This is a genomic window from uncultured Roseovarius sp. (assembly GCF_913054395.1).
In the GTDB taxonomy this organism is placed as follows: domain Bacteria; phylum Pseudomonadota; class Alphaproteobacteria; order Rhodobacterales; family Rhodobacteraceae; genus Roseovarius.
Genome location: NZ_CAJXIP010000113.1, coordinates 1 through 11,033, shown reverse-complemented (window position 1 = coordinate 11,033; position 11,033 = coordinate 1). Strand labels below are relative to the sequence as shown.

Sequence of the window (11,033 nt, the reverse complement as noted above, 5' to 3'; positions counted from 1 at the left end):
CCCTGAACGGGGCGGAAACCCATCGCACCATGGCGGGCAACTTTCTGGCCGACAGTTTCGGGGCCTCTGTCCAGCATATAGCACTGGCCACCGACGATATCTTTGCGACCGCAGCGGCCCTCGCCGAACGCGGGTTCAAACCCTTGCCGATGTCCGACAACTACTATGCCGATCTTGCCGCGCGGTTTGATCTGGCCCCCGAGGTTCTGGACCGGCTCAAGGCTGGCAATATCCTCTATGACGAGGATGCGCAGGGCACCTTCTTTCAGCTCTATTCGCGGCCCTATGCGGGCGGGATGTTCTTTGAAATCGTTGAACGGCGCGACGGATACGCGGGCTATGGCGCGCCGAATGCGCCGTTCCGGATTGCGGCGCAAAAGCGACTGTTGCGCCCCAAGGGCATGCCCCGGCTCTAGCTCGGCCAAGGCATGCACCCTGTTTTACGGGTGTCAGGTGTAGTTGCCCTTGACCCGCTCCTTGGTCGGATCGAAATGCGGAAAGCCGACGACCGTCGCCCTGAGCCGTTTCTGATCGCCGTCCAGGCGACCGATCTCAAGTTCTGTGCCGATATCGGCATGGGCTACATCGACACGCGCAAGGGCAATGACCTTGCCAAGGATGGGCGATTTGACGGCAGAGGTGACGACCCCGATCTGTGGCTTGCCGATATGAACGCAATCTCCGGGTGTCGGCACGACGCCGCCAGGCAGGTCCAGACCGACCATCACGCGTTGCGGGTTCGCCTTGCGCCGCTCAAGTGCCGCGCGTCCGATGAAATCGTCGGTCTTCGATTTGAGCGGCACGGTAAAGCCGATGCCGGCCTCCATCGGGTCGGTCTGATCGTCGAATTCCGACCCGGCAAAGATCAACCCGGCCTCGATCCGCAACATGTCCAGCGCAGCAAGGCCGAGGGGGATCATGCCCATCGGTTCGCCGACCTTCCAGACCGCATCGAACACCGCAGTCGCATCCCTTGGGTGACAGAAGATTTCATAACCCAGTTCGCCGGAATATCCTGTGCGGCTGACCACGACCGCGGGCCCGTGAAAATCGCCGATGCGCGCGATTGCGAGGCGGAACCACGGCAGTTCTTCGATGGTGGCCTGTTGTGGCGGTGTCCAGATCACCTCTTTGAGAATGTCGCGCGACAACGGCCCCTGCACCGCGATATTGCAGTGATGGTCGGTCGAGGATCGCACCCAGGCATTGAGCCCGCGCTCTTCTGCCTGCTTGCGCAGCCACAGGCCGGATTGATCGTTGCCCCCGATCCAGCGGAAATTGGTCTCGCCAAGGCGATAGACCGTGCCATCGTCGATCATGCCGCCGTGTTCATAGCACATGGCGGTATAGACGATGCCGCCAACCGCAAGTTTCTTGATGTTGCGGGTCACGCATACCTGCATCAGCTCTTCGGCATCCGGCCCCGTCACCTCGTATTTGCGCAGCGGAGAGAGGTCCATGACCACGGCTTTTTCACGCGCCGCCCAGTACTCGGCAATGGCGCCGTGGTTGGTCATGTCATTTGCAAGCCAATAGCCCGCATATTCGGTGAAATTGCGCGTATGGCGTGCAAAGCAATCATGAAAGCCTGTTTTCCTGGTATGTTCCACGTCTGCCCCCGGAGTTTTGCGCCATCCTATGGATTGGCGGAAGTCATTGGATTTATCATAGGTACGCACCTGTATGTCGGTCGGAATCCAGCCATTTGCCGGATCAATGTCACAGGGACAGGCGGTCGAGACACAGATCAGATCGCTTAGGGCACGCAGCAACACATAGTCGCCGGGCCGCGAATAGGGATCGTCCATGCTGATGGCGTTGGTGTCATCAAGCATGGTATTGAAAAAGAAGTTGATCGCAGGCCAGCCGCCGCGTGGCCGGATGTTGAACTGGCTCAGTTCGGCATTGATGTTGTCGGAACAATTGACATGACCGGGATAGCCCAGATCCTCGTAATAGCGCGCGGTACAGGCCAGCCCGTAGGTGTCATGCCGCCCGACCGTATCTTGCACGATTTCGACCAGCGGCTCCTGATCGGACGAGAAGTATTTTGAGAAAAGGCCGGGCTGGGGATAAAGCGAGCCCACAAGCGAGCGCGTCGTCGTCGGGTCGATTTCGCGTTCAAGCCCCTTGTCGAGCGCACGCAGCGAGAAGGCCTGGAAATCCGAACATTCACGGCCTTTTACATCCAGCACCTGAATGAACTGGCCCTTCCTGACCTCGAATGGCTTGGCCTCGCCCGGCTGAATGTTGATATCGAGCAGCGGATCGGCCAGCGGTTCCGGCGCGGTGATCGGTGCGGCCGGGTCAGCAGGTGCATAGCGCCGGATGTAAACGGCGACTTCGGTCGGGGCCCATTGTTCGTGCGGCCCGATCGCGATGCCGGTGGCACAGACGATCAGCAATCCGTCGCTGGCCGCCACGAAGCTGCGAAACTCCCCTGCCCTCGATCCTTCGTCAAAGAGCAGTGTGCCATCGGCCTTTGCGATGTCAAACCCGGCCTTGGCGAGCGCCGCCACGACGCGCGCGCCCGAGGGATCGCCCAGAAGCGCGGCCTTCAGGCCCTTGGGATCACGCCCGCCCTTGGCCCCGATCATGGCCGCGTCGGATGTGCCGTCCGGGGCAAAGAACACCATTTCGACGGGCTGAAGGCCTTCGCGGTCCTGCACCGTGATTTCGTCGCCCTTTTCGATACGCAGGGCACGGCTGCCGCCACCCGGAACGGGGTGCCGTTCCACGCCATGCGGCAGGATCGGCAAGCCGGGCGTCAGCACGCCGGCGCGCTCGTATGGTACGGCAAATACGGGTTTGTCGTTCACTTGTGGTTCTCCCAGTCGTGCGCGTCCGAATTCGCGCGGGTGAGATGGATCAGACCAGGCCCTGACCGTTCAGGATGCCAGTGATATTGCCCGGACATCGCGGCAAGAGGTGGGGATTCAGGTGGGAAACCTGCATATTTCATGATGTTTCCGTTATCTTGGCCAAACTCCAGTGTCGGTTTCAGGTCGATTCGCCCGAGTTGAGAACAGTTTGGCCAATATCGCGCTTTTCTCTGCACAGTTTTTTGATACCCTGAGACCCAAGAAATTAGCGCCTAGCGGGATGGCTCGTGCCTGCGGCTTGTGAGGGTATCGGATCCGTCGCCATGGCACACAAGATTTCAGAGCGTCTCAGGGATACTTCACGATATGAGCCAAGGGAAAACCGCCCTTCCACCGCTTGACTATCTACTAGCCTTCGAGGCCGCCGCCGAAAGCCAGAGCTTTGTCGGCGCGTCAAAAAAGCTGAACATCAGCGAAACCGCGATAAGCCGAAAGGTTCGCCTGCTTGAGCTGCATTACGATGTACCGCTTTTCCTGCGCGGTCACCGATCCATAAGCCTGACACCGCAGGGCGCGTCGTTTCTGGCGCGCATCAACCCCGCCTTGAAGGAGCTGCGCGAGGCCTCGCGGGCGATCGTCGCCGAGCATAAGGAAAGGCCGGTGACGCTGGCCGCGACCAATTCCGTGGCGGCGCTCTGGCTCATGCCGCGCCTGCATCGGTTTCGCGCCGCCAACAAGCATGTCAAAATCATGGTGGTTTCGTCGGACCGTGACGAGGAATGCCTGTCTGAACAGGTCGATCTTGCCATTCTGCGCGGTGACGGAAATTGGCCGGGGTTTACCTCGCGGCAGCTATTTGGCGAAACGATTTTTCCGGTCTGTTCGCCTGCTTATCTCGAGGCCAATCCGCAAGCCGACGACATTGCCATGTTGCCGCATCTTGATCTGATCGCCGTTGCCGCGCAGCATCCTGAATGGATGACATGGCAAAGGTGGCTGAGCCATGTCGGCCGGCAAAACGTCGAGCCGAAGCAGGCCGCGTTGTTCAACACCTATCCGATGTCGATACAGGCGGCTGTTGACGGATTGGGGGTGGCGCTTGGCTGGGCGCATCTGGTTGATCCGCTGATCGAACAAGGCAAGCTGGTGCGCCCTTTGGGTGACGAGGCCGTGCGCACCGATTTTGGCTATTACCTGTTGCGCTCCGAGGCCGCCGCGCCGTTTGACGAGTGCCGGATCGTCGAGGACTGGTTGTGCGGTGTCAGCGACGCGCGCAAACGCTTTGCGTCCTGAGAACGGGTATTGGGCCATTCGCGTTGTTCTTTACGCGTCATTGCTGTTTACTTGGCAAAGTTGAATATTCCTGTTGTGGAGACGGCAAATTTTATGAGGCCTGAAAAAGTGAAGAAACCCGCGCCGAGCCAGACTTTCGGCCAGGACCCGCACCGCCTGCGTGAGGGCCGCGAGAATGTACTTGAGGTGGCCATCGGCAAAGAAGTTAGGGCCTTTCGCAAGCAACAGAGCATGACGGTCAACGAACTCGCCGATGCGACAAGCCTGTCGATCGGAATGCTGTCGAAGATCGAGAACGGCAATACCTCGCCGTCGCTGACGACGCTGCTGACGCTAGCCAATGCATTAAGCGTGCCGCTCACCTCTTTCTTTCGCGGGTTCGAGGAAAGCCGCGCCGCCGTGCTTACCAAGGCCGGCGAAGGCGTTGAGATAGAGCGCAAGGGCACGCGCGCCGGGCATCAATACAACCTCTTGGGTCATATCGGATCAAATGCCAGCGGTGTGGTGGTCGAGCCTTATCTGATCACGCTCAGTGAGGAATCAGATGTGTTTCCGACCTTCCAGCATGACGGAATCGAGACGATCTACATGCTGGAAGGCGAGATTGATTATCGCCATGGCAATGATGTTTATCCGCTCAAGCCGGGCGATACCCTGTTTTTCGACGCCGATGCGCCGCATGGGCCCGAGGTGCTGATCAAGCTGCCGGCGCGCTATCTGTCGATCATTTCCTATCCTCAGTCGGCCTAACGCCCGCGCGTATGTCAGGCCTGTAAGGGTGGCTCGGTGTCCTTTTCGGGCCAGATACCGTCAGACGTCGGCAAGCCGTCGTCGAATTTTGACAGGTAATCAACGATCAATGGCCGGTTGTCGATAAAGCCCTTGTAGGTCGCAAGCTCGACCGGGATGTCGCGGAGTACGCGGTGCAGCCGACGCCCCCATTTCGGCACCGTAACCACATCTTCCAGGGCGATCAGGTAACAGCGGATCGGAAACACGAGCGCGTTTGAGCGCGGCAGCCGGAAAAAGGTCTGAAGTTCGACCCGCAGGAATTGCTTTTCCCCGACGTTTTCAGGTGTCAGCGTCGTCTTTTGCACGCCCCATTTGTGATAGTTTTCGGGGCTGGTATCAAGCAGCGGATTGACCGTCATGGTCCAGTTGAGCCGCCGCGCCGGGCTGCCTTGCTGGACGTTCAGAAGGAATTTCAGCGCGCGCACGAAGATGCCCATTTCATGGGCTTTCGGTACCGGGGCGTGCCATTCGAAAAAGTTCATGCCGATGTCGAAATCAAGTGACCAGTCGGCCTGGGTGGTGACCATTCCGGCATCCATCCAGAGGTTGTCGTCACGCTGATCGAGAACCGCGAAATCGCCCTGGGTCTGGCGGGTGATATATTCCATCGGGCCATAAGGCAGCGTGGTTTCGTCCATGAAGGTGAAGCGCTGGTCAATCCCCATCGGCTTGTTGATCCAGTGCCAGTCATTGCCATCGCGATGCAGTTCGAAGAGGTCGGGATAATCCTCTGATTTGCTGACCATGATCAGCTCAAGAAGATCCCAACCCGCCAGCGTCATATGCGGCAGCGACTGACAGCGCAGCGGGTCTTCGGCAAGCACAATTGCGCGATCCTTCATTTCGGATACGTAATGCTCGTCCACATCGAAACGCTTTTCATAGACGCTGCCCTTGGGGCCGCCCTGATGTTGTTCCATGTTGACGGAATACATGTAGCTGTCTTCGTGAAACGGGAACGGAAAGCGGTCGATCGCCCATTGCGAATTCCTGAAGGTGTAATCACCGCGAAAGGTTTCATCGTTGAACTGAATTGTCATGAGTCGTCTCCTTAGCGGTCCAGAACGAGGGTCTTGCCCTCGAACCGGCTGACGCAGGGCATGATTTTCTTGCCGCTGGCCTTTTCATCGTCTTCAAGCCAGTGATCGTGATGCAGGAATTTGCCGTCATAGCCGATCACCGCGGTCTCGCATTGCCCGCAGGCGCCACCGCGGCACAGGTAGGGCGCATCGACACCTGCGGCCTCGATCGCTTCGAGCAGGCTTTGATGTTCGCCGACGGTGATGACCTTGTTCGAGACTGCAAGCTTGACTTCGAAGGGCTTGCCCGATTGCGGCGCAAGGAATTCCTCATAGTGGATCGCCTCGCGGGGCCAGCCAAGGTCGCGCGCTTTGGCGCAGACCCAGTCGATCATCCCCTTCGGTCCGCAGACATAGATATGCGTCCCGAGCGGTTGCCCATCCAGCAGGTTTTCGAGGTCGATGGCCTGTTTCTGGTCATCGAAATAGACATGCACATTGTTGGGATGGGCCGCTGTCAACTCGTCCACATAAGACCCGAGCGCGGGGTTGCGGCAGGCATAGTGAAGCTCGAACCGCCCATTCGTTGCTGCAAGCTGCTTGATCTGTGCAAGGAACGGCGTGATGCCGATGCCGCCGGCAATCATCAGGTGTTTCTTTGCCCGCAGATCAAGCGCAAACAGGTTGACCGGATAGCTGATCACCATCTGATCGCCGGGCTTGACCTTTTGATGCATGAACAGCGATCCGCCGCGTCCTTCGTCATCGCGGCGTACCGAAATTGTATAGGCGCTCTGATCCATCGGATCGGACATCAGCGAATAGGGATTGAGGCGGGTGATGTCTCCATCCTTCATCTCGACAACCGTATGCGCGCCGCCCGAAAAGGTCGGCAACAGCCCGCCATCGGTCCGCTCGAAGCGAAAGCGCGTCACAAGCTCGTTGACGGGTGTGACCTCGGTCACGGTAACGGCAAGTTTGGTGGTCCCGGCGCTCATGTGTAAAGCTCCACTGATGGGGGCACGTTTCCGGGATCCTCGGCGTCGATGCAGACCGCCTGAAAAGCGGCCAGACGGCGGGAGTAGTGATCGCGCACAAACAGGTTAAGCCCGCAATGCGAGCATTTGAACGGGTCAGTGATGACGTTCTCGGTGATGCCTTTGCAATGCACGCATTGCATGCGGCGGGCGACCGATCCGCGATGTTCCGTCTGGATCGCGGTATGGGGGATGCCCGCGGTTGTCGCCTCGAGCATGGCCTGTCCCATCAAGCCCTCGGTGCCGGTCAGATAGACCTGAAGGCCCATATGCGCATCCTGCAATATGCGGCGCAGGCGCGGCACGGCGGCGGTATAGCTTGGCCCGACATAAAGCTGTTTCGGCGCCAGGGCCTCAAGCTTTGCGGTGAAACGGTCGCCGGTCTCGCCGGGGATGTACATGATGTGCGATTTACCCATCAGCGACGGGTCTGCCTCTGCCAGCCGCAGGATCGCCTCGGCGCCTTCGGCATCGGCGATCATCAGGTGGAATTTCCCGGCCCGAGGTTCGAGCGTGCCATAGGTCGGTCTGCTTGTGATGGAAGGCGGAAAGTCGAAGGTGCTCATGAAGCGCGGGATCCCTCTATCTGTGCATCGGGGTTCATGGGCATGGCCGCGACGGCGACCATGCCCGGTTAGCCATCAGCCCTTTGCGGTGCGGCGTTTCTTGTCCGGGTCATAGAACGGCATGGAATGGGCGACACAGTTGATGTCACCGCTCTCGTTGCGCACGGTCATCGGCGTGCCATCCACCGCGCAGTCGACCGGCATCCGGGCGATGCCGACGTTCCACTCGTTCAGCGGCGAATACATCCCGATGGTCACGACGCCGACCTGCTTGCCGTCCTTCATCAGCGGCGCGCCCTCTTCGGCGGGTTCCTTGCCGTCAAGTTTGACGCCGTAAATCTTGAAGCGCTCCTTGCCCTTGAGGCGATAGTGTTCCTCGGCACCGCGGAACCCGGTCTTGCCCGGCGACACGGTGAAATCAAGGCCCAGCTCCCAGAGCGTATCGCCGCCCTTTTCGTTCTCGAAGGGGTACATCTCAGAGTTGTCGAAGGGGAAGAACAACAGATAGCTTTCGGCCCGCAGCAGATCGAGTGTGGTAAAGCGTGTAGGAATGATTCCCTTGGGCGCGCCTTTTTCAACCAGCGTGTCCCAGATATGCGGCGCATCCTGCCCCCGGCAGAAAATCTCATAGCCGCGCTCGCCGGTGTATCCGGTCCGTGAGATGGTCACGGGCCTATCAAACAGGGTGGTGTGCTGGTGGCTGAAATAGACTTGGTCGCGGATACCCGGAACGCCCTGTTCTTCAAGGAAATCAACGGCTTTGGGGCCCTGCAGCGAAATATCGTGCAGGTTGTCGTCAAAGCGCACATCGACGTCGCGGCCCATTGCGGCCATCGTCAGCTGCTCATGGCCGCCGCCGGTGCCGTGAACAACCATCCATGAATTCGGGCCCATCCGGTAGATCACGCAGTCATCAATGAACTTGCCATCGTCGTTAAGCATCGTCGCATAGGACGAGCGGCCCGGCTTGATCTTTTCGACGTTGCGGGTGGTGGCGCGGTCGATCACGTGACCGGCATGCGGCCCGACCAGATGCACCTTGTGCAGGCCCGACACGTCCATGAACCCGGCATTGGTGCGGATCGCCATATATTCGGCTTCCTGATCCTTGTCATAGCTCCAGGCCGTGCCCATGCCGCCCCAATCCTCAAGGTTGGACCCGAGGGCGCGGTGCCGGTCTGCGAGTGTCGAAAATCTCCAAGATGCCGTCATGTCTGTCTCCCAGTTGAATGGCTCAGTGCCCGGTTGGCGGCCATTTCCATCGTTATATCCGTCCGCGTCGACGCCTGTGGCCGACCGCATGACTACGTCGTCATAATGCCCGCCAACCTTCGTTCCGCTGCAAAGAATTTTGCGGGCCGTTGCCCATAAATTTTTGCGGCAACGCGAAGAACAGTTGACAGCGGGTTGTTTGAAAAAGCAATACTTCCGTGAAAAAAAGTTTACTAAAGGGCAATTAATGTCCAACAACAGCGAGAGGGAGACAGTCCATTGGACGGCAATCTAAATGCACTCACGACGGTGTTTACCGAGTTTTATTACTGGGTCACCGTCGTCTTCATGTTCTTAATTCACGTAGGATTCTGCATGTATGAGGTCGGCGCAAGCAGACGGCGCAATCACATGCATACACTGATGAAAAACATCATGATCATCCCGCTGGTGACGGTCACGTTCTTCTTCTTCGGGTGGTGGATCTACTGGGCCTTTCCCGACTTCCCGTTCTTCGGCGGGCTGAATCACGAGATGGGCGACGCGAACCTGCCCTGGTCGGAAACCATGGCGACCAACCTCTCCGACAGAATCACCGGCGTGTTCTGGGCGGCCTTCCTGTTGTTCTCGTGGACTGCGGCCTCGATCGTGTCGGGCTCGGTGATCGAGCGCATCCGTTCAAGCGCGCTTTGGGTGCATGCGGTGCTTATCGGGTCGGTCTTCTGGATCATCGACGCGGCGTGGGGCTGGCACTATGCCGGCTGGATGGTGAAATATCTTGGGTATCACGATGCCTATGCATCCGGTGTGATCCACGCGATCGCGGGCGGTTATGCGCTTGGCGTGATCATGGTGCTCGGTCCGCGTCTCGGCAAGTTCGCACCCGACGGCACGCCGCGTGATATTCCGCCGCACAATCCCTGGCTTTTGACCATCGGGATTTTCCTGATCTACACCGGCTTCTGGGGCTTTTACGCGGCCTGTAACGTTCCGGTCATCTCCCCCGAAGTCATCGGTGGCGAAATCACCGGCACCACCTGGACGGCGACAAACATCTACCTTGCACCGACCTCGCTGTCGGCGATCACCTTCAACTTCCTGATGTCGCTCTCGGGTGGCTTGATGGCGGCCTATGTGGTCTCGAAGGGCGATGCCTTCTGGACGTTCTCGGGCGGTCTTGCCGGGATCATCACGGCGTCGGCGGGCAATGATCTTTATCATCCCATTCAGGCCATGCTGGTCGGGGCGGTCGGTGTCGTCATCGTCTACAAGCTTCACTACTGGGTCGAAAAGCGCTTCAAGCTCGACGATGCGGTCGGCGCGGTTGCCGTTCACGGATACTCCGGCGTCATTGGCCTTATCATCGCGGGCTTTGTTCTCTGGGGCGCACCATCGTCGCCGTTCGAGGGCTATGCCACAGTCAGCCCCCTGGGTCAGACGGCTGGCGCGGTGATCATGTTCTTTGTTCTGGGCTTTTTGCCGGGATGGGGCGTGTCCAAGATTCAGGCCGCGATGGGTGTGCTTCGCATTCCCGAAGAGGTGGAATTGCAGGGCCTCGATTACGCCGAGCATCATGCCTATGAAGATGCCAAAGCCGATATCATCGCCGCCGACAAAGCCTATCTGGCTCAGAAATAAGGAGAACGACTATGTCTACGATTGGTTACGAAAGCTGGGCTGTCGACCTGGCCGAAGTCGGTGCGATCTATCCCTTTCAGGGCTGGGAAATGACGATGACCGTGATCGGCGTGATCTTCTGGATCGGCTGGCACCGGATTCAGTTCAAGCGCGAGAGCGAGCACCTGGAAAAGGCAAAAATGTTGGGTGATACCGACAAGATCACGGCTATTGTTGAACGCTACTGGCGCGGTTTGACATGGCTGGGGGCGGCGGATTACCTGCTGCCCCCTTAAAATTACTACTGGGAAAATAATATTCTTGAGAGTTGATGTGCCGACCTATCAGTGATAGCTTCCGACTCAACCGCTCTGTAAAAGGAAAAATGCAATGTGTGGGATTGTTGGTCTCTTCCTCAAGGACAAGTCACTTGAGCCGCAATTAGGCGATATGCTGACGGATATGCTGATCACCATGACCGATCGCGGCCCTGATAGCGCAGGTATCGCGATATATGGTGATGGTGCCGCTCAAACCGCTAAACTGACGGTGCAATCGGCCCAGGCCGACACGGATTTCGCCGGGCTAGATGCCGAGTTGGGCAAAGCCATCGGTGCCACCGTAAGCCTGCGCCGGATGGACACACATGCGGTGCTTGAGCTGCCTGCCGACAAG

Annotated in this window: 9 protein-coding genes and 2 pseudogenes; 6 read left to right on the top strand and 5 right to left on the bottom strand. The window is 58.7% G+C overall.

All coding sequences use genetic code 11. From position 1 onward, the window contains the following. A pseudogene (locus QZ522_RS14165) lies at positions 1-416 on the top strand (3-keto-5-aminohexanoate cleavage protein); the annotation flags it as partial. 33 nt (positions 417-449) lie between these two features. Here QZ522_RS14165 and QZ522_RS14160 read toward each other — a convergent pair. Beyond that, positions 450-2,819 carry an aminomethyltransferase family protein gene (locus QZ522_RS14160; RefSeq protein ID WP_294612827.1) on the bottom strand — a complete coding sequence of 790 codons (2,370 nt, stop codon included), beginning with the start codon at positions 2,817-2,819 and terminating at the stop codon, positions 450-452. 369 nt (positions 2,820-3,188) lie between these two features. Between QZ522_RS14160 and QZ522_RS14155 the strand changes: the two genes are divergently transcribed. Both QZ522_RS14155 and QZ522_RS14150 read left to right on the top strand, forming a co-directional pair. After that, positions 3,189-4,115 (top strand): LysR substrate-binding domain-containing protein, encoded by a 927-nt coding sequence (locus QZ522_RS14155; RefSeq protein ID WP_294612824.1) that lies wholly within the window; start codon positions 3,189-3,191, stop codon positions 4,113-4,115. 108 nt (positions 4,116-4,223) lie between these two features. After that, entirely contained in the window at positions 4,224-4,865 is a 642-nt protein-coding gene (locus QZ522_RS14150) for a helix-turn-helix domain-containing protein (protein ID WP_294612821.1), read from the top strand. 14 nt (positions 4,866-4,879) lie between these two features. On the opposite strand, the gene QZ522_RS14145 is transcribed toward QZ522_RS14150, so the two are convergent. The 4 genes from QZ522_RS14145 to QZ522_RS14130 all read right to left on the bottom strand — a co-directional run bounded on the left by QZ522_RS14145 (position 4,880) and on the right by QZ522_RS14130 (position 8,741). After that, on the bottom strand, positions 4,880-5,947 hold the full coding sequence (locus QZ522_RS14145; RefSeq protein WP_294612818.1) for a DUF3445 domain-containing protein: 1,068 nt from the start codon (positions 5,945-5,947) through the stop codon (positions 4,880-4,882). 11 nt (positions 5,948-5,958) lie between these two features. Next, positions 5,959-6,924, bottom strand: coding sequence for a PDR/VanB family oxidoreductase (locus QZ522_RS14140; RefSeq protein ID WP_294612815.1), 966 nt, complete (start codon positions 6,922-6,924; stop codon positions 5,959-5,961). Beyond that, the gene (locus QZ522_RS14135; RefSeq protein WP_294612812.1) at positions 6,921-7,529 is read right to left on the bottom strand and encodes a dimethylamine monooxygenase subunit DmmA family protein; all 609 of its coding nucleotides are present in this window, start codon (positions 7,527-7,529) and stop codon (positions 6,921-6,923) included. The genes QZ522_RS14140 and QZ522_RS14135 overlap by 4 nt, the downstream gene beginning before the upstream one ends. 75 nt (positions 7,530-7,604) lie before the next feature. Next, complete coding sequence (locus QZ522_RS14130) at positions 7,605-8,741, bottom strand: aminomethyltransferase family protein (protein WP_294612809.1); 1,137 nt, start codon at positions 8,739-8,741, stop codon at positions 7,605-7,607. 279 nt (positions 8,742-9,020) lie between these two features. Here QZ522_RS14130 and QZ522_RS14125 point away from each other — a divergent pair, with 279 nt between their 5' ends. The 3 genes and pseudogenes from QZ522_RS14125 to QZ522_RS14115 all read left to right on the top strand — a co-directional run. Continuing rightward, positions 9,021-10,379, top strand: a complete 1,359-nt coding sequence (locus QZ522_RS14125) for an ammonium transporter (protein WP_294612807.1) — start codon at positions 9,021-9,023, stop codon at positions 10,377-10,379. Between the two features lie 11 nt (positions 10,380-10,390). Beyond that, a complete protein-coding gene (locus QZ522_RS14120; RefSeq protein WP_294612805.1) occupies positions 10,391-10,654 on the top strand; it encodes a hypothetical protein in 264 nt (87 codons plus the stop codon). 94 nt (positions 10,655-10,748) lie between these two features. Continuing rightward, positions 10,749-11,033, top strand: a pseudogene (locus tag QZ522_RS14115) (glutamine amidotransferase); the annotation flags it as partial.

What these genes read in the sequence shown, in the direction of transcription:
- QZ522_RS14130 (WP_294612809.1), bottom strand. Translation starts at nt 8,741, where the DNA reads ATGACGGCATCTTGGAGATTTTCGACACTCGCAGACCGGCACCGCGCC.
- QZ522_RS14135 (WP_294612812.1), bottom strand. Translation starts at nt 7,529, where the DNA reads ATGAGCACCTTCGACTTTCCGCCTTCCATCACAAGCAGACCGACCTAT.
- QZ522_RS14145 (WP_294612818.1), bottom strand. Translation starts at nt 5,947, where the DNA reads ATGACAATTCAGTTCAACGATGAAACCTTTCGCGGTGATTACACCTTC.
- QZ522_RS14155 (WP_294612824.1), top strand. Translation starts at nt 3,189, where the DNA reads ATGAGCCAAGGGAAAACCGCCCTTCCACCGCTTGACTATCTACTAGCC.
- QZ522_RS14140 (WP_294612815.1), bottom strand. Translation starts at nt 6,924, where the DNA reads ATGAGCGCCGGGACCACCAAACTTGCCGTTACCGTGACCGAGGTCACA.
- QZ522_RS14120 (WP_294612805.1), top strand. Translation starts at nt 10,391, where the DNA reads ATGTCTACGATTGGTTACGAAAGCTGGGCTGTCGACCTGGCCGAAGTC.